General features: G+C 37.2%; 15 protein-coding genes. All 15 read left to right on the forward strand.

Going from position 1 to position 20,600, the window contains the following annotated elements:
• The first annotated feature begins 182 nt into the window (after window positions 1-182).
• A complete protein-coding gene (locus tag V7077_RS04970) occupies window positions 183-1,418 on the forward strand; it encodes a HAMP domain-containing sensor histidine kinase (protein WP_335498941.1) in 1,236 nt (411 codons plus the stop codon).
• A gap of 229 nt (window positions 1,419-1,647) precedes the next feature.
• Entirely contained in the window at window positions 1,648-2,595 is a 948-nt protein-coding gene (locus tag V7077_RS04975) for a VOC family protein (protein WP_335498944.1), read from the forward strand.
• A 23-nt stretch (window positions 2,596-2,618) separates the two neighbouring features.
• Window positions 2,619-3,725 (forward strand): alpha/beta hydrolase family protein, encoded by a 1,107-nt coding sequence (locus tag V7077_RS04980; protein WP_335498945.1) that lies wholly within the window; start codon window positions 2,619-2,621, stop codon window positions 3,723-3,725.
• A 15-nt stretch (window positions 3,726-3,740) separates the two neighbouring features.
• A complete protein-coding gene (locus tag V7077_RS04985) occupies window positions 3,741-4,649 on the forward strand; it encodes a fumarylacetoacetate hydrolase family protein (RefSeq protein ID WP_335498948.1) in 909 nt (302 codons plus the stop codon).
• Window positions 4,650-4,676: 27 nt separating this feature from the next.
• On the forward strand, window positions 4,677-5,432 hold the full coding sequence (locus V7077_RS04990) for a cyclase family protein (RefSeq protein WP_335498950.1): 756 nt from the start codon (window positions 4,677-4,679) through the stop codon (window positions 5,430-5,432).
• A 20-nt stretch (window positions 5,433-5,452) separates the two neighbouring features.
• Entirely contained in the window at window positions 5,453-6,610 is a 1,158-nt protein-coding gene (locus V7077_RS04995) for an FAD-dependent monooxygenase (RefSeq protein WP_335498952.1), read from the forward strand.
• 71 nt (window positions 6,611-6,681) lie between these two features.
• Window positions 6,682-7,935, forward strand: coding sequence for an MFS transporter (locus V7077_RS05000; RefSeq protein WP_335498955.1), 1,254 nt, complete (start codon window positions 6,682-6,684; stop codon window positions 7,933-7,935).
• Between the two features lie 443 nt (window positions 7,936-8,378).
• Window positions 8,379-10,856: a GH39 family glycosyl hydrolase gene (locus V7077_RS05005; protein ID WP_335499574.1), complete on the forward strand. Its 2,478-nt coding sequence runs from the start codon at window positions 8,379-8,381 to the stop codon at window positions 10,854-10,856.
• 211 nt (window positions 10,857-11,067) lie between these two features.
• Window positions 11,068-11,853: a sugar phosphate isomerase/epimerase family protein gene (locus tag V7077_RS05010; protein ID WP_335498958.1), complete on the forward strand. Its 786-nt coding sequence runs from the start codon at window positions 11,068-11,070 to the stop codon at window positions 11,851-11,853.
• 19 nt (window positions 11,854-11,872) lie between these two features.
• A complete protein-coding gene (locus V7077_RS05015; RefSeq protein WP_335498960.1) occupies window positions 11,873-12,967 on the forward strand; it encodes a Gfo/Idh/MocA family protein in 1,095 nt (364 codons plus the stop codon).
• A gap of 54 nt (window positions 12,968-13,021) precedes the next feature.
• On the forward strand, window positions 13,022-14,002 hold the full coding sequence (locus V7077_RS05020; RefSeq protein WP_335498963.1) for a substrate-binding domain-containing protein: 981 nt from the start codon (window positions 13,022-13,024) through the stop codon (window positions 14,000-14,002).
• 69 nt (window positions 14,003-14,071) lie between these two features.
• Window positions 14,072-15,580: a sugar ABC transporter ATP-binding protein gene (locus V7077_RS05025; protein ID WP_335498967.1), complete on the forward strand. Its 1,509-nt coding sequence runs from the start codon at window positions 14,072-14,074 to the stop codon at window positions 15,578-15,580.
• Window positions 15,577-16,524 carry an ABC transporter permease gene (locus V7077_RS05030; RefSeq protein WP_335498969.1) on the forward strand — a complete coding sequence of 316 codons (948 nt, stop codon included), beginning with the start codon at window positions 15,577-15,579 and terminating at the stop codon, window positions 16,522-16,524. The genes V7077_RS05025 and V7077_RS05030 overlap by 4 nt, the downstream gene beginning before the upstream one ends.
• A 22-nt stretch (window positions 16,525-16,546) precedes the next feature.
• Entirely contained in the window at window positions 16,547-18,793 is a 2,247-nt protein-coding gene (gene bglX / locus V7077_RS05035; protein ID WP_335498971.1) for a beta-glucosidase BglX, read from the forward strand.
• Window positions 18,794-19,173: 380 nt separating this feature from the next.
• On the forward strand, window positions 19,174-20,580 hold the full coding sequence (locus tag V7077_RS05040; protein WP_335498973.1) for an MFS transporter: 1,407 nt from the start codon (window positions 19,174-19,176) through the stop codon (window positions 20,578-20,580).
• Window positions 20,581-20,600: the final 20 nt, after the last annotated feature.

Below are 20,600 nucleotides of genomic sequence, written 5' to 3' on the forward strand. Positions count from 1 at the left end.
CGCCTGGAGCGGAAATCAAGGTTTAAGATTAACACAGCCTTTTGTTAATGGAAAAAAAGAATCATTCAAAAAAGTGATAATTGATATAGAACGAGTATCCAAAAATGTAGTAAAATAATAATCTGGACATTTATATTAGACATTTTTATTTGTGTTTTTAACCGTACGGAAGGGGTTTCATTTTGATTGAATCTTTACTGTTAAATTTTCTGTTTTTACTTTTTCCGGTTTTACTATTTCTGATTTTTTTTGAAAATAAGCTGCATACATATAATAAAAATATCCTTATCCTTCTCTCATCCATTTCAATGGTATTGTGCATGGCCTTTCCAATTAAATTGGAAATTGGATTTATTTTTGATTTACGTTTTATTCCTTTTATTATCGTTGCGCTATTTGGTGGATATAAATATACGATTCCTTTATATATGGTGTTAAACATCTATCGAACTATCATTGGTGGAGCGGGCATACTGCAATCCTTTCTTTTTTCCACTATTGTTTTTATATTAATACCTCTATTAAATAAATGGTTTTTGAGGCAAAATGCTAGGAAACGAATCTTGTGGGCCGTTTTGGTATCCATTTTTACAATGGTGTTCTATTTAATTACTCTTGCTGCCCAATTACCAGCTTTGAACCAAGAATTTTGGATATTAACGATTAATGCTTTACCTACTTACACATTAGTTATGGGTGTTATTATGGTATTAATAGAGAAAATTATTGATAATATTAATACCCTTAAATTATCCATACAATCCGAGCGTCTTAATGTCCTAAGTGATTTATCAGCTAGTGTCTCACATGAAATCAGAAATCCGCTGACCGTTACAAATGGATTTTTACAACTGTTAAATAAATCTGAAACGCTGACCTCGGATGAAAAAACCTATATTGAGTACGCCTTATTAGAGTTAAAAAGAGCAGAAAATATTGTGAGTGACTTTTTAGCATTTGCGAAGCCGCAGTCGGAGAATATGATTTATTCGAATCTAAAGGAAGAAACAGAGTATGTAAAAAATATTATTACTCCCTACGCGAACATGCACCAAGTCGACCTTAAATATACATTTTCTAACTCCTTATCTTTTAAATATGATAAAAATCAAATTCAACAGTGTTTAATCAACTTATATAAAAACGGCATTGAAGCCATGAAAGAAAAAGGCGGGGTTCTTACAATCGATGTTTTCGAGCAAAAAAAAGATATTGTGATTAAAATAGAAGATAATGGGGTTGGAATGACAAAAGAGCAGGTTTTACAATTAGGAAATCCTTATTATTCTACCAAAAAGGAAGGAACCGGTCTTGGAATGCTGATGGTATATAGTACGATCAACAAAGTAAATGGAAAAATACTAGTAGATAGTGAAATTGGCAAAGGGACGTCTTTTACCATTTCTATACCTGTTTAACTTCATTTTTCTTAGAAGGTGCGAAATTATTTTCGTACCTTTTTTTTCGAGGTAGACAACAGAAAGAAACTGTATAAGTATTTAATATTTTCAGAAAAAGATAAAAATTGATATTAATTTTGATAAAAAAGTGAACGTTTCTAAATTTGAATTTCTTTATAATAATCATAAATAAACCGCTTTCATCCAGATGGTTTGTTGATGATTATTTTATTTGGAGGAATTAAACATGTATAAAAATCCACACTTTTTTTCTCATCTAGCGCACGTTGAAATCATTAGTCCAAAACTAGAAGAATCAGCTAAGTTCTTTAAAGATATTATTGGGTTAGAAGAGTCCGGCCGATCAGGTAATTCCGTTTATTTTCGTGCATGGGGGGAGCATTACCATCACAGTTTGAAAATAACAGAAGGAAACGAACCAGGACTAGGTCATATTGGCTGGCGTGCCGATAGTCCGGCAGCACTCGAAGAAGCAGCTGCCCATATTGAAAAACTTGGACAAGGAATTGGCTGGATAGAAGGGGACCTTGGTCATGGACGGGCCTATCAATTTACTTCTCCTGATGGTCACTTAGAGGAGATTTTCTGGGATGTTGAATTATATGAAGCGACAGATCAGAATCGCAGCAAATGGAAAAACCGTCCGCAAAAAAATCCAGGCCGCGGCATTTCACCTCGCCGCATTGATCACATTACCCTTTTTAGTAATGATGTAGCAAAAGACCGCGAATTCTATCAAAACATTGGATTCCGCTATAACGAAGGGATCTTTTTAAACGCTGATGAACCTGGAAGCCCTGAAATCGGTGCTTGGTTATCTGTCACCAACCTTTCCCATGATATTGCCTTTTTAAAAGGTCATAGCGGAAAACCTGGCGGGTTTAACCATGTATGTTATGCGGTTGAAAGTAGAGAAGAAGTTTTATTAGCTGCCGACCACATCCTGGAAAATGGCTATGAATTAGCAATGGGCGGGCCAACACGGCATGCTCTTGCCGAAGGATTTTTCTTTTATGTAGATGAGCCAGGCGGCAATCGTTTTGAATTATATGCAGGAGCGCATCTAGTGTTTGCACCGGATTTTGGTCCATACAGATGGAGTCTTTCGGAAAATCCAAACGATGCATGGGGCCGGGAGATGCCTTGGGATGCATCTGGTAAAGTAATTAAATAAGCACAGCAGGAGGATAAATAGAAATGTGGCATTTCTTTCCGGATAATTATATGTGGTCTTATCAAATTGTGAGAATGATTAGTCAATCTTATTTTGGCGGTGGCGAGGTAAATGAAATTTTAGATGCAGCCAGCCGTATGAAATTAGGAGATTATGAGAGTTTCCATCACGAATGGATGAGACTTGGGAATAAATCATTGACTAAAGCAAATGATGCAATGGACAAGGGATCTAAGGAAACAGCCCGGTCTGGCTATTTACGGGCAGCAAACTACTTTCGAACGGCAGAATTTTTCTTGCAGCCGGATGATGAACGTAAGCTTCCAACCTATTTAAAAGGAGTAGAATCATTCAGAAAAGGCGGGGAACTGCTTGCCTCCCCGCCGAAGGCTGTTACGATTCCTTATGAGCATGCTGTGCTGCCAGGTTATTACTTTGAAGCACCTGGTCAAAGTAACGGACCATTAATGGTCATGTTTGGCGGATTAGATTCAACGGCAGAGGAATTATATTATGGACCTGCGCAGCTATTAAATGAACGTGGTATCTCACTTTTAGCCCTTGATGGTCCTGGTCAAGGTGGAGCGTTACGAATCCATCATATTCATTCACGCCATGATTACAATACAGCTGGTACAGCGGCTTATGAATGGGCAGTTGAAAATCTAGATGTGGATCCAGATCGAATTGGAGTAATGGCTGTTTCGATGGGTGGTTATATGGCAGCAAGATGTGCCGCTTTCGAGCCAAGGTTTAAGGCCTGTGCGATTTGGGGAGCTGTTTATGATTACAATGATGTCTGGTCCAAACGCCCAGATCATCATCCACTAGCAAAAATTCTTCAGCATATTTTTGGTGTGGAAGATATGCCAGCTGCAAGAGCAAAACTGCAGCATTATAATCTACGTGGTGTAGCGGAGAAAATTCAAATGCCAACTTATATTGTCCATGGTGAGGACGATCGGCAGAATACAGTTGAAAATGCCTACAATGTTTACAATGATCTAACTTGCCCTCGTTGGTTAAAGATCATTCCGACTAGCAGCCCAGGTTCATCTCATTGTCAAGTTGATAATATCACAGAAACCTATGAGATGTATGATTGGTTGAAAGAACAGTTAGCGAAGTAGTAAGGAGGTGGAGTCATGAAGTTCGTTACCTTTTTAAATCCGGATGGACAAATCCGTTCGGGATGGCTGGAAGGAAATAGAGTAATCGATATGAAGATTGCCTCCAAAGGTGAATTACCCGATAGTATGTTAGAATTTATCAAAAATCACGAAAAGTATATGTCAATAATAGAGGGATTAAGTGGTTCAGGGAATCTTCCATTCTATTCGATTGAGGAAATTCGGTTAACCGCTCCATTGCCGAATCCAATCACTTTCCGAGACTTTGTTGCCTTTGAAACCCATGTCAAAAATGCGACAAAACGCTCAGGGGATACGGTGGCACCAGAGTGGTATGAAATGCCGATCTTTTATTTTTCTAACCCTCATGCTATGAAGGGACCGGGGGAAGAAGTAAAACGACCAGCTAAATGTATACGTTTAGATTATGAACTCGAGCTTGCTTGTATTATTGGAAAAGAAGGAAAAAATATTAAGGCAGATGAAGCAGAGGACTATATTTTTGGCTATACCATTTTAAATGATTGGTCCGCACGGGATCTCCAAATGAAGGAAATGAAAGTGCTTTTGGGTCCGGCAAAAGGAAAGGATTTCGCGACTAGCATGGGTCCTTATATTCTATCGAAAAATCAATTAGAACCATATAAAACAAATGGACGATTTGATCTAGAAATGACAGCTGTAGTAAATGGTGAAATTCTTTCTCAGGGGAACTTTAAGGATATTTATTACACATTTGGCGATATGATCGAGCGGGCGTCAGAGGAAGTCACTTTATATCCAGGAGATATTATTGGTTCAGGTACAGTCGGTTATGGCTGTATTATGGAGCTCGGTCCAGAAGTGCATCGCTGGCTTGAGCCTGGGGATGAAGTAGAATTAAAGATTACCAGTCTTGGCACATTGAAAAATAGAATTATTTAAGATGTATGAACGGAGAGGAACTTTTTTATGGCTAGAATTGTGGATTTAAGTGTTTCCATTGAAGAGGATTTAAAAGATCCTCTTCCGTTTTCGATTCGTTTTGAAACACATGAAGAAGGGGCAGAATTTGGAGCGAAGCTTGTCGGTGTCACACCGGAGGATTTTCCAGAGCGAAAAGGTCTTGCCGGAGAATTTCTTACGCTGACCAGTCATGCTGGTACACATGTCGATGCACCTTGGCATTATTGGCCGACATCTGAGGGAAAACCTTCCCGGACAATCGATGAATTACCGCTGGAATGGTTTTTTAACGATGGAATCGTTCTTGATTTTACAGACAAACCACCAGGTTATGCTTTGACAGTAGAAGATATTCAGGAAAAACTTAGACAAATAGATTACGAGTTAAAACCGTATGATATTGTCATGATCCGTTGTGATGCAGACAAAAAAAGGTATCAGCCTAATTATAGTGAAATCCATGTAGGAGTTTCCGCAGAAGCTACCCTTTGGCTGATCGAACAAGGTATTAAAGTAATGGGAACAGACGGATGGGGCTGGGATACACCATTGACCGTACAAGCACAAGATTATAAACAGAATCCACGTCCTGGTGTCCTATGGGCAGCCCATTTTGCCGGAAAAGAAAAAGAATACTGCCAAATTGAAAAGCTAGCTAATTTAGATCAGTTACCAGCGTTTGGATTTAAAGTATCTGTTTTTCCTGTGAAAATAAGAGGCGGCAGTGCAGGCTGGACTCGGGCTGTTGCGATTATTGATTAAAAGAGAGAGGGGTGTTTAAAATGACAAATCAATTTGTTAAAAAAGTACTTATAGTTGGCGGTGGAATTAGTGGTTTAGCAGCAGCAACTGCCCTTCATAAAATTGGGATTAACGCAGAAATCGTGGAGAAGGAATTGGAATGGAATGTATACGGTGTTGGAATTATTCAGCCGCCAAATGCTCTTAGGGCTCTAAATGAAATTGGCTTGGCTGATGCATGTATGAAAGAAGGATATTCCTATCCTGGTTTCGATTATTACACAGGTCAAGGCCATTTTATGTTTAAGGGAGACTCGCCAACTATTGAAGGATATCCGGGCGTTAACGGAATATCGAGAAGGAAATTACATGAATTTCTTTTAGATGCTGTTGAAAAAATTGGGACCAAAATATATATGGGTTCAACTGTTAAAAGAGTGGAAAATATATCCAATGGTGTAAAGGTTGAGTTAAGTAACGGCGTTTCAGCAGTTTATGACTTGGTCATTGGGGCGGACGGAGCAAACTCACAAGTTCGAAAATTATTATTTGGGGATATTGTTCAAAAATACAGCGGTCAAGGGGTATGGCGTTACACCCTGCCACGTCCGAAAGAAGTGGACCGAGGCCTGTTCTATTACGGACAAAAAGCAAAAGCTGGCTTGGTTCCGATGTCAGAGGATGAAATGTATTTGCTTGTCACGACGCATGAACCAGGAAATCCAAGGTTTCCAAATGACCAACTCCATGTGTTGCTAAAAGAGAGACTGACTGAATTCGGCGGTGCGATCGCAGAGGCGGCGAATCAAATTACCGATCCCAATCAAGTGGTTTATCGGCCAATTTTTACACATATGTTGGCAAAACCATGGTATAAAGAGAATATTTTACTTGTCGGTGATGCTGCCCATGGTACAGCTCCACATCTTGGACAAGGTGCCTCTATTGCTATTGAAGATGTCATTGTGTTGGCTGACATTTTGAAATCTAACCTTGGGGTCGAAGAGACGTTTAAGATTTTTATGGAGAAGCGGTATGACCGCTGCAGACTAATTGTTGACAATTCAGACCAGTTAGTCGAATGGGAATTACTCACTTGGAGCGGTCAGATGAATGAGAATGTTAATGTTGGTAAGTATGTCTATGAAACACTTGCAAAAATGAATGAACCGTTTTTATCAGAGGTAAACACAATGTAGAAACGTGCACAAGATTGTATGCGTTTGCGTTTTGAAATCAATCAAGGAATAAGATTGAAGGGAGCAGTTGGATGGAGAAACAGAGAGGTTTTTTTCGTTACGAAAATTTCCTAGTCATTACCATGTTTTTTGTTGTTGGTCTTGTATTCTTAGATCGGTTAAGTTTAGGGTTCATTTTCCCCAAAATTGCTCCTGAGTTGGGATTGTCCAATACACAACTAGGAATAACCGTGTCTGTCACTGGACTGTTTTTTGGCCTTTCGACTTTGATTTTTGCCAGTCTTTCCGACTTTTTAGGTAAAAAGAAACCCATGCTAGTCATTTTTGTGTTTCTATTTTCGATTGCTACCTTATTATCAGGTATTGTCGGTTCATTTGCTACATTACTAATAGTACGGGGTATCATGGGACTGGCGGAAGGCCCGGTGATGCCGCTGGTTCAATCGATTGTGATACAGGAGTCTTCTGAAAAAAGAAGAGGTTTAAATATGGGAATCGTGCAAAGTTCTTCTTCCTTAATTGGAGGGACATTAGCACCTGTTCTTACCGTAGCTCTTGCTGCTTCTTTTGGCTGGAGATCTTCCTTTTATATCATCGCAATCCCGGGGATTCTCATGGGTCTAATCATTTGGAAGTTCTTAAAAGAGCCAAAGCCAAGTGTGTCCCCTCATGTGGTACCAATTAAGTCTAAACCAACTAAAGCTGATTACATTCGAGTTTTTAAGACAAGAAATGTTTGGTTAAGTACAATTGTTGGTATTTGCAATATGATTTATATTTTATCACTAACTGCTTTTTTACCGACCATTTATGCGGAAGCTACTAATTATGGGGAAGCACAAATTGGCATGTTATTAGGCCTGATGGGTCTGATGATGTTTATTGGGCAGTTCGGGGGTGCAGCTATTTCAGACCGTATTGGTCGCCTGCCTGCAATTAAAATATTCTCTTTATTAGCTATCTTCCTTCCAATCTCAATAGCTCTTTCTTACCACAACTTCGGAGTTCTACTCATCTCCATTCTTGTTTTCTCTTTAGGAAATGGCTACCAGCCATTAATTATGAACATTATTCCTGCTGAGTCTGTTTCAAGGGCATTTTCAGCAACATCAATAAGTTTTGTTATTTTAACTAGTGAAATTATCGGCGGCAGTTTTGGGCCAACTGTGTCAGGAATCCTGGCTGACCAATTGGGACTGATGGCCCCATTATGGGTTACGGCAGCCGCCGCTTTTGTTGGGTTCCTTTTCACGTTTGGAATAAGAGAAACGGCACCAATTAAACTAAATCATTTGAGCAATAAGGAGATTCAAGCCCAAATTTAAAATTGGTAAGGAAGGTGAGAAATCCTTCCTTTTTTTATTTATAGAATAAAGCCATTATAAATGTTTTTTGTAATGATTAAAAAAATGCATTATTTTTTTAATCTGAAAAGATGCCATAATTACGTTAAAAAGAAAAAAGGATATAAAAGTATATGGAAATTGGGAGAAAATAAAATAGTTTTACTTTTAGATAAAGAGATATATTTAAATGGGACCGAATAGTAAGCATTTTTTATTTAGGAACCTTTATACAGAGGTTTCTATTTAATGTTTAAATGTTAATTATTGACGTTTAATAAAAAATATCGAATAGACTTCTTTTTGTGCTATATTTACATATAAAAGACTTTTAAATAGTTTTTGTTTTTAAAGAGGTGAATGAAATGAGTGGTACACATATTTTCCAATCTTCCATAGATTCCAAATTGATAACGGTTTCCGTTATGAATAATAAAAGTAATCTAGAGCATGCTCATCGAGACATTGAATTGATCTATATGATAAAGGGGCAGCTTCAAGTGAAAATCTCGAATAATACCTATCACTTGAATCAATCCGACTTTATCTTGGTAAATTCAAATGAATTTCACTCTTTTCAATCTGAAAAGGATAATTTATTTGTTGTTTTTCATTTTAATTATTTGGAATTGAGTTCATTACTCGCTCATAAAAATCTCGTATTTAATTGTAATTCAATTGATTGCAGTCATTCTTCAGACAAGGAATTTATAGTCGTTATTGAAGAACTTTTGTCGGTTTATATGCAGCAACATCAAGATTCAGAAGTGGAGTCTTTAGAAAAAACATTTAAACTAATTTCATTATTAAAATTAAAATACTTAAAGAGCAGCAATCAGCTTGAAATACAAAGCTATTCGACTAGTAAAGGACAAAATGAAAGATTAGCTGAAATCATGGAGTACATTCAAAGTAATTATCGAGAGCCCTTAACGTTAGAGGAAGTTGCGGGTCTTCATTACATCTCAGTTCCCTATTTGTCCAAATTTTTTAAGAAACAAACAGGAAAGACATTTTCTCAGTATTTAAATGAAATCCGTCTGGCGCATGCAGTTAATGAGCTAGTTAACTCTAATAAGCCTATTACACGTATTGCTTTAGATAATGGATTTCCCAATTTAGCAGCATTTAACAGAGTTTTTAATGAAAGCTATCAGTTAAAGCCAGTCGAATATCGAAAGCAAATGTCAGGTGCAGCCGATAAAGAAGTAGTTTCCACAGTAGAAATAAGTAATCAAGAAAGTAAGGAGGCATTTACTGAGCTCAGGCAATATCTTAAAAGTTCGGAAGACCAAAGGTTTCAAACACTCCCTTCATCTACAGACGCGCTTAATTCAGAGATTGTTAAAATAGGAAAGTTAGAGGTCAACACAAAGTATTGGAATAAACTTTTAAATGTAGGTTATGCAAGAGATCTTTTAAACTCAGATATGCAAGAACAAATTACCCAGTTGCAGAACGAACTTCGCTTTACTTACGCAAGATTTTGGGGATTGTTTGGGGATGATATGTTAGTAGAAGATCGGTCTGGCGGAACCATCACCTTCAATTTTTCAAATCCAAATAAAATATTGGACTTTCTAGTAAAGCATAAATTAAGACCTTTTATTGAATTAGGTCCTAAACCTAAAATTATTCAAAAAGCAATTGGGGAGACAATTGTTGTCCAAACCATTAGTGAAAGGTCGTTAGAAGATTGGAAAAACCTTTATAGGGCCTTTCTTTTACAATGTATTGAACGCTATGGAATTGAAGAGGTCGAAACCTGGTATTTTGAAATGTGGAAACCACATATGGATGTATTTAACACTAGTGTACAAGATAAAAAGGATTTTTTAGATAAAGTCAGAAATAATCAATTTGTCGATCTGAGCCAATTGAAAGAGTATTTTAATATCTTTAGCGAATTTAAAAAGAATACGACAGAACTTATTCCTTTAGCGAAGGTTGGAGGATGTGGATTAAGTATGGATTTAGAAGGTGACAAACTTGATCTGTTACTTGAACAATGGAAAAAAGAAGAAATTCAGCCTGATTTTCTTTCCATATCTCTATATCCGATTGAAATAGATCGTGATAAATACAGGGTACCAGTAAAAAATTTACACTCTAACAATCCTAATTATGTATTGGGTAAGTTGAATGAAGTGAGAAAAGCTTTAAAAAAAGCAGGCTTTGATGGTCTTGAGCTTAATGTGACTGAATGGAATATCTCGATTTCTAATCGTAATTATTTAAATGATAGCTGTTTTAAGGCAACGTACATGGTAAAGAACATTGTTGAAAATCTAAATCAAAATAAAGTAAATATGCTTGGGTATTGGTTGTTCTCAGACATATTTAGTGATTTTAGAGATTCTAAGAACCTGCTGCATGGTGGTGCAGGAATGGTAACGAAAACAGGAATAAAAAAACCGAGTTATCACGCCTTTGCTTTATTAAAACAATTAGGTGAAATTCTTGTGGCAAAGGGTGACCATTATATTGTTACAAAGCGCTCAGGAGATCGATATCAAGTTATTTGTTTTAATTACAAGCATTTTAACTACTCCTATTATTTGCATCCCGAAGGTAGTATGGGAATTGATGAACAATACGATATTTTTGAGAATAACGAAACACTTAACCTCTCTCTAGAAATACAAGGATTGGTCAATGGAAGGTATCGGATAAGGGAACTTAGGTTAAACCGTAATCATGGAAGTGTTCTAGATGAATGGCTAAAATTTGGTGCAGTTGATGATATGAAACCTGATGAGGTTGAATATTTTAAGCAAATTTGTGTTCCCTCTATGAAAGTAGAGCATCATGTTGTGGAGAATCAATCGATTGTGTTAAAAGGTAAACTAAAACCACACGAGGTAAGATTAATTGAGTTTAATTTGTTATTTAACGATCTATAATCTTTTAAGAGATTAAAAATCTGCTACAGATTTTTAACCTCTTTTTTTATTTTTATGTAAAAGAAGAGAAAAAAGAATGAAAATTAACGTTTAAATGGATAACAAGAAGAAAGATGAAATTGAATACAATGCTTAAAATATAAATGTAAGCGTTACTTAAAAATATTGTTAATTCGATAGTAATAAAAATATAAGAAAGAGGTCCTTAAATATGAAGCTTGGAATTATAGCTGCGCCAATAGAAGAAAGTTTCAAAAAAGCAAAGCAAAGAGGATTAGATTTTATAGAAGTGTGCGTAAATGAAGGTCAAGATGTGGATGCGTTTTATCGTAACCGTGGGAACTTGTTAAATTGGAAAAAAGAATATGGCATTAGTATTGGCTCAATCGGTAGGTGGAAATCATTACGTATTGATATTCAAGGAAGGGTCATCGAAGAAGAATTAGAAAGATGCTACAAATTGATTGATGTGGCAAGTGAATTAGGATGTACTAACTTTGTAAGTGGCTGTAACTATGTGGAAGAGCTTTCATTCTATGAAAACTGCACAGCTGCTATTCAGTTTTTCTCACTATTGATTGACTATGCAAAACCAAAGGGCGTAAAGGTTTCTACCTATAATTGCCGAAAGGTGAATTATGTCAATACTCCAGACGTTTGGAAAATTGTTCATGGACATTTGAAGGAACTTGGAATCAAGTTTGATCCCTCGCACAGTCGATATTTTGGCGGCGATTACCTTCAGGAAACTCTTGATTGGGGCGACCGTTTCAACCATGTCCATTTAAAAGGGTCAATGATCATAAATGGTGAGCGAGTTGATGATCCGCCGGCAGGGTTAGACCAAACAGATTGGAAAACTTTTATTTCATTATTAAGAGTAAAAGGTTATACAGGCGGATTGAGTATCGAACCACATTCGCCTGTATGGACTGGGGAACTAGGGGAAAAGGGAATCGATTTCACGATTGAGTATATGAGAAAACTTGCATTTTAATTAGGGGGGGAATCGTCAAATGGACAAAATGAAATTACGTTATGGTTTAATCGGGGCGGGCAGTAATGCGGAGAGGAAGCATCTGAATAATTATATGACGCTTACCAATATTGAAATAGTCGCCATTTGTGATGTGAATATCGAAAATGCACAAAGACTAGCCCAAAAATATAATATACCAAACGTCTATAGTAATTATGAGGATATGTTGAACAATGAAGAGCTCGATTTAGTAAGTGTTTGTACGCCTAATTACCTGCACGCGGAGATTTCTATTTATGCACTGGAAAAAGGGGTCAATGTGCATTGTGAAAAGCCACTTGCTATTAATGCAAAAGAAGCACAAAAAATAGTTGAAGCTAAGATTAAATCGGGTAAACAGGTAATGGTTGGCTTAAATAATCGTTTTACCAATGAGGCGGTTTATTTAAAAAAATATATAGATGCAGGTTACTTAGGAGATATTTATCAAGTAAAAGCTGGCTGGGTTAGACGGGCCGGTATTCCAGGTCGGGGCACATGGTTCACAAATAAGGATTGTGCTGGCGGAGGAGTGATGATTGATTTAGGTGTACATTATCTTGATTTAGCATTGTATCTTATCGGGATGCCGGAACCATCGTATGTTACGGGAGCCATTCACCAAAATTTCAGTCATACCACTACACGTAACCGCAACGGTTATAAAGGAAACCCAAACGGAATCTTTAATGTTGAAGATACAGCTATAGGGTTCATAGGTCTACAAAATGGGACAACAGTTAATTTTGAATTTAGCTGGGCTTCCAATATTGCACAAGACAAAACGTTTGTGGAAATATTAGGGACAAAAGGCGGAGTAAGCCTTATTAATGGTGAGGTAAAGATACATTCTGAATTACTGGATACTTGCGTAGATATATCGCCAATTTTAAATCCTAATATTAAATTGAAAAATGAGTTTGAGCATTTTGTAAATAGCCTTTTAACAGGTGAGGAATTAATCGCACCTGCAGAACATGGTGTTTACATGATGAATATTATTGACCATTTTTATAAAGCGGCCTATAAACAGAAACCAGTAACCTTTGAAACTAGTAAAGACAATATTCTTTTGTTCTCTTCTTCATTTTGAAAAATAAAATAGGTAGTAAAAAGTTTTAATTCTATTAAAAAGGGGTCTTTATGAATGAAACCATTTAAGGTATTATCCTCCCTCGCCATTACTGGAATGTTAACAATTTCATTAGCAGCTTGTAGCAGCAGCAGTACAGATAAAGCTTCCACTACTAAAAAGGATAACACTGAAAAAATAACGATTGGCATGTCATTCCCAGCAGCAGACCATGGTTGGATGGGGGCCGTCATCCAAAATGCCAAGGATGAGGCTAAAAAACTGGGAGTTGAGATGGTTGTTTCACAGGCAGATAATCCGAACAAGCAAACGAATGATGTAGAGGACTTAATAACAAAAAAGGTAGATGCCATTGTCCTTCTTCCAATTGAAACAGACTCGATGACACCCGTTGCAAAAGAAGTAAAGGATGCCAATATTCCATTATTTGTTTTTGACCGTGAATTAAACGATAAGAATTATACAGGTTTGGTAAAAGGGGACAATACTGGAATAGGTAAAAACGCCGCTGATTTTATTGGAAAAGAACTAAATGGCAAAGGGAAGGTAGCGATTATTTCATCAGATCCAAGTTCTGTTAATTCGCTTCGTGTTGGCGGTTTTGAAGATGAAATCAAAACGAAATATCCTGATCTCAAAGTGGTAGCAAATCAAAGCGGAAGCTTCCAAAAAGAAAAAGCCTATCAAGTAATGCAAAACGTCCTACAAGCTAATTCAAAAATTGATGCTGTATATACAATAGATGACGAAATGGCAATGGGTGTATTGCAAGCGATTAAAGAAGCTAAACGGGAAGATATAAAAATTGTTACAGGTGCCGGCGGATTTAAGGATTTCTATCAAGCTATTAAAGATTCCAATGACCTCGAACTGGCTACCTTTACCTATTCACCGCTTATGATTAAGACAGCCGTTGATCAAGCAGTTGATATGGCCAAAGGTAAAGCGCCTGAAAAACAAGATACAGTCCTGCCAGCTGAAAAAGTGACAAAGGACAATGTCGATAAGTATCTCGATCCGAACGCAAACTATTAAAATGTGAAATACAGAATTGGCTGTCCTCATTATTTGGGGGGCAGCCTAATCGTGCATGGAGGGGTTTTAATGGAGATTGCGCTAAATATGTCGGATATAAAAAAATCTTTTAATGGGGTACCTGTTTTAAAAGGAATCAATTTAGAAATTGGGAAAGGTGAAATTCATGCTCTTTTAGGGGAAAATGGAGCAGGAAAAAGTACCTTAATGAATATATTAGGGGGAATTCTTCAGTCGGATCAGGGATCTATCGAGTTATATGGAAACAAAGTATTCATTCCTAACCCTCATACCTCTAAAAAATTAGGAATCGGTTTTATTCATCAGGAATTAAATTTGGTAAGTGATCTAGCCATCTATGAAAATCTTTTTTTGGGAAAAGAATGGACAAATGCACTGGGTTTTCTGGAGAAAAGGAAAATGGTTCAAGAAACTAGCAGGGTATTGGATCTTCTTGATGTTCATTTAAATCCAAGAACGCTTATTTCTGAATTGGATGTTTCGATGAAGCAAATTGTAGAAATTGCCCGTGCCCTTCTTCAAGACAGCAAAATCATCATTATGGACGAGCCAACCACCTCTTTAACAGACAAGGAAATCACTAAACTGTTTACAGTGATGAGGAATTTAAAAGAATCCGGCTATTCGATTATTTTCATCTCTCATAAACTTAAGGAAGTATTATCCATTTGTGATCGTTATACTGTCCTCCGTGATGGAGAACTTGCATCTTCCGGCGATATAAAAGATGTTACCGAAGAGGTCTTAGCAAAATATATGATTGGCAAGGAAGTTAGCAGTACGGAGCAATATGTATCTAGAGAAATTGGTGAAACATTGTTAGAAGTAAAAAATCTATCTGCTCAACACTCATTTCATAACATTCATTTTTCATTAAGAAAAGGAGAGATCCTCGGGTTTACGGGCTTATCCGGCGATGGACGAACGGAACTATTTGAAACTGTTTTCGGTTTCCGTACCAGATATTCTGGTGACATCTTGGTAAAAGGTGAAAAAGTAAAGGTAAATCATCCGAAGGAAGCGGTGTCAAAGGGAATTGGATTTGTTCCGAAAAATAGAAAAGAAAATGGGATTGTGAAAGATTTAAGTGTACTGCAAAATATGACACTATCTTCGCTAAAAAAATTTACAACCCCCCTCTTTGTTAATCAAAAAAAGGAAGAGCAAACTTATCATGTCTATCAACAACAGCTTAATATTAAAGCTGTAGATATTCATTCATCCATTGCTAACTTGAGTGGTGGGAACCAGCAAAAGGTTATTTTAGCCAAGTGGCTCGAAGCTGGCACAGAAGTCATTATTTTAGACAATCCTACCCAAGGTGTCGATATTGGAGCAAGAAATGATATCTATCAATTAATGGTTGAATATACGAGAAAAGGCAAATCATTTATTATCCTGACTAATGATTTCAGTGAAATTAGGAGAGTTTGTGACCGGGTATTCGTCATGTATCAAGGGGAAATCACGGCAGAATTAGCAAGAAAAGAAGCATCCGATGAAACGCTTATGATTTATGCTACGGGAGCCAAAATGAAGGAGGTTTTCACTAAATGAGTTACGTTCAAAGGTTCTCTTCCATTTGGAGTAAATATAGTTATTTAATCGCCTTTTTAATTATTTTTATTATCTCAAGTATCATAAATGAAAATTTTTTAGAGTCTGATAACTTAATAAATATTCTAAGGCAATCCGCGATTATTGGGATTATTGCTCTAGGTCAGACGATTGTCATTTTGTCCGGGGGATTTGACTTATCCGTCGGTGCCACACTTGCATTGTCAGGATTTTGCGGTCTATCAGTATTAAACTCCACCCATAGCATTTTCATCGGTATTATTGCAACAATTCTTTGTGCCCTGCTGATTGGATTAGTAAACGGTTTATTGGTGACTAAGGGAAAAATCGCCCCATTTATCGTGACACTTGGTGTCATGGCGATGGCCCGCTCTCTGACTCTCTATTTTGCAAATGGAGGAAGTATAAGCGGGACTATATCGAGTTTTACAAATATCGCGAATGGAACCATATTCGAAATTGCCTATCCCATATACCTGTTTATTTTGATAACCATTTTTGTTTACATTCTATTAACTAACATGAGATTTGGAAGGTATTTATACTCGATTGGAAGTAACGAAAAGGCGTCTATTTTGTCAGCCATTCGAGTTGATCGGATTAAATTAATGGCCTATATGCTTTGTTCTGGTTTAGTCGCCATTGCCGCAATAATTGAATCTTCACGTTTGAATTCCATTTCATCGTCAAGCTCCGGATTAAACTATGAATTGGATTCAATTGCAGCGGTTGTCATCGGTGGTACGAGACTTTCTGGGGGAAAGGGCAGTATTGTAGGGACCTTTTTTGGTGTATTAATTTTAGGTGTGTTAAATAATGCGATTAACTTAATGAATGTTTCACCCTACCTACAAGGCCTTGTTAAAGGAATGATTATTATTATTGCTGTATTACTGCAAAAAAAAGAAGCAGTAAATGGATAGAGTAGAAAAGAGGTTGTATTAAATGGTAAAAGTTAGGGATCAGAAAAAAACAATGAACTCAGATTATGAAAGTAAAATACATGGATTAATTTGCAACATGACACTGGAAGAAAAGGTGGGCCAGCTAACGCAATTTCTTCCATCCTTATTTGGCGCATTTGGATTGACAAAAGACGAAATCATTGCCAAATTGGTCGAAGGTGAGATCTCATATGAGGAATTCCAGGCAATTGAGCGAAACTATCATAAAGATGAAATTAGAGAGGGTCTCCTTGGTTCTATGGGAGGAGTTACAGGTGCAGAACTTTCCAATGAATTACAAAAAATTGCCGTCGAAGAGTCAAGATTGGGAATACCGCTTCTTTTTGGCTTGGATGTGGTCCATGGCTACAGGACAATATTTCCTATTCCTCTTGCAGAAGCCTGCAGCTGGGATCTAGAATTAATAGAAAAAACAGCAGAAATTGCCGCAAAAGAAGCCTCCGCTGCCGGAATCCATTGGACCTATGCACCAATGGTAGATATTACAAGGGACCCGCGCTGGGGAAGGGTTGCAGAAGGTGCAGGAGAAGATACATATCTGGGAAGTATGATTGCTGCTGCTAGAGTCAGAGGATTTCAAGGAGAGGACCTAACTAAACCTGAAAGAATACTAGCCTGTGCTAAACATTTTGCTGCTTATGGCGGTGCAGTTGGCGGCCGGGATTATAATACAGTGGACATGTCTCTTCAAACTCTTCATGAAGTTTACCTTCCTCCGTTTGAGGCTGCGGCAAAATCGGGTGTCGGAACCTTTATGAGTGCTTTTAATGATTTGAATGGTGTCCCTTGCACTATAAACAAATACTTATTAACGGATGTTTTAAGAGAACATTTTGGTTTTAATGGGTTTGTGGTAAGTGACGCCAACTCGATCGCTGAAGTAGTCGTTCATGGAGATTCAGAAAATCGGAAAGAAGCCAGCAAAAAGGCACTCCTGGCGGGCTTAGAAATGGATATGAGTCAGGGGACGTATAAGGAAGATTTACCTGAACAAATCAAAGACGGTTCCATACCTGTAGAGTTTTTAGACGAAGCCGTTAGACGAATTTTGCGCGTGAAATTCCAAATGGGCCTTTTTGACAATCCATATAGAACAAATAATGAGATTGAAGAAAAATCCTTATTGGCGCTTGAACATATAGAAATAGCGAGAGAAATGGCAAAACGTTCAATTGTCTTATTAAAAAACGAGGATGATATTCTGCCATTAAAGAAAAACCTTAATAAAATTGCTGTAATCGGTCCACTGGCTAATAATAAAAAGGAGATGCTCGGTACTTGGGCGATTACTGGTAATGAAGAAGATGTGGTTACCATTCTTTCAGGAATTACTTCTGCGGTTGAAGAGGAATCTGAAATAGTCCATGCCAGGGGATGTGAAGTTATAGGAGATGATGGGACGGACTTTAAGACAGCTGTCGAAATTGCCAATGAATCGGACGTGATTATTGCAGTTGTTGGTGAAAATGCCGATATGAGCGGTGAAGCTTCCAGTAGAATGGATTTAAATTTGCCAGGCCGGCAGGAAGAATTATTAAAAGCATTACACCAAACAGGTAAACCTGTCGTTGTGATCCTAATTAACGGAAGACCATTATCGATCCCATGGGCTGCTGAGAACGTAGCTGCCATTGTAGAAGCATGGCAGCTCGGCATTCAGACTGGCAGTGCTGTTGCGGATGTGTTGTTTGGCGATTACAATCCAAGTGGTAAATTAGTGGCCACTTTCCCTTATTCAGTTGGACAAGTACCTATTTACTATAATCATCCGCGTACAGGCAGACCGGCAAGTAAGATTAAGTTTACTTCTAAATATATTGATGGACCATATCAACCCTTGTATCCTTTTGGCTTTGGTTTAAGTTATACGACATTTAATTATGAAAACCTTTTTGTAAATTCTCCAGAGGTTACTAAAGATGGTCTTATAACGATTAGTATAGATGTTTCCAATACAGGGCAGCGTGCTGGTGAGGAAGTTGTCCAGCTTTATATTTCTGATGTCGTTGCCAGCAGGGTAAGACCGGTTAAAGAATTGATAGGCTTTAAAAAGATCAATCTGCAGCCAGGAGAACGGCATACTGTTACTTTTGAACTAGATATTAATAGTCTTGGTTTTTTTAATGAGGCAATGGAGTATATAGTAGAAGCTGGTTTATTTAAAGTATTCATCGGGTCAAACTCTCAAGACGGGCTAGAAGGTGAATTTAGAGTAATAGAAAAATAAATATGAATGGATCGACAACCTATTGCTTATTATAGGTTGTTTTTTTTTTCGCTTATAAAAATAAATTATAGGTACCCTGTCCTAGGTGATTATTAATCTGTTTTTAACAAAAATGTGATAAAATAGCTAAAAAACTCTAACTAAGGTCTTATACTAAAATAAATGTCAGATTTTATTGAAAAAAGGTTAAGAATTATACTTACTTATTTAATCTTTCCTTAGGAACTCATAACAGCAAACCATAAAGGATAAAAAATTATACTTATGTGTTTAATTAATTGAAGGCGGTTACATAGGAGTTACGGTACGATAATTGTAACAGTAGCTACTGAATGTTTTACGATTTGTACTTGAGGTATTTTGAACTAGGAGGATAAGAGATGGCAAATGGAGCAGTTCCACAAACAAAAGAAAGTTTGGTAGTGCCTCAGAATAATAGTAATCTTAGTTTTCTTACAAAGTTAAGTTATGGTTTTGGTGAGTTCTCTGCCAGTGTCGTTTGGAGTTTAGCGTCTTCCTATCTATTGTTTTTTTATACAGATGTTTTTGGCATCGCTGGCGGTGCAGCAGCTGTAATCTTGCTTGTAGCAAGGGTATGGGATTGCTTTGTCGACCCAATTCTTGGTTTAACCATGGAACGGACAAAGAGCAAACATGGACGTTTTAGACCCTATATTCTATACGGTGCATTAGCACTTGCTGCTCTAAATATATTAACCTTTTACACTCCAGATCTTTCAGGAACCGGTAAGGTTATTTACGCTGGTGTAACCTATCTATTATTAGGTACGGTCCACTCGGTAGTAAACGTACCATATGGTGCCCTTGCAACAGTCATGACGCGGGATACTCACCAAAGAACCAATTTAAATGCTTATAGAGGAGTTTTTGGACAAGTTGCCGGTATCCTTACAGGTGCCGCGGTAATGCCTTTAATTACTCTATTAGGACATGGTAACCAGCAACACGGTTTCTTTTATGCAGCAATCGTTTTGTCAGCAGTATCAGCACCGCTTTTATTCTTAACCTACAAGAATTGTAAAGAAGTAATTGAGCCAGCAATAGATGAAAGACCATCAATAAAAGAATCTTTAGTTGCTGTAGGGGCCAATAAACCATTATTATTAATCATAGTAAGTTTATTTGTAGTATTATTGGGTGTGTTTGGAAGAATTGGTACTGTAACTTATTACTGCATTTATGTGTTAAATCGTCCGGATTTAATTGCGGTTTCTTTTACGATTCTTTCAGTATGTGGAGCAATCGGTTCTTTCATCCTACCGTTTATTGCAAAGTTTTTTGAAAAGAAGACTCTCTTAATCGTTGGATCTACAATAACGGGGATTGCATTTATTGCCATGTATTTTACACCTGCAACCAATATTAACATGATTATTGTATGGACAATCATAGCAAGTTTACCAACAGGTTTTGCCAGTCCAATGGTTTTCAGTATGGTGGCCGATAGTATCGACGATTATCAAGTAAAAACAGGTATTCGGGCTGACGGTGCGATTTATTCCTTTACAAGTCTTTCAACCAAAATTGCAAGCGCTTTAGTAGGGGCAGTCAGTGCAACGATACTAGGAGCAATTGGTTATGTTGCAAATAAACAACAAACTCCTGAAGTCATTCATGGTATAAACATGTTAGTAAATTTAGGGCCAGGTGTGGTTTATCTTTTAGCAACCATTCCGTTGTATTTTTATAAAATCTCCAAATCGAAAGCAATGGAGAATACAGATGAACTTTTAAGAAGACGAACTGGAGCTGACTTTGTAAAATAGTATGTCATGAGCTTATAAGT

It is taken from the genome of Neobacillus vireti, assembly GCF_036962465.1.
Taxonomy (GTDB): domain Bacteria; phylum Bacillota; class Bacilli; order Bacillales; family Cytobacillaceae; genus Neobacillus; species Neobacillus vireti_B.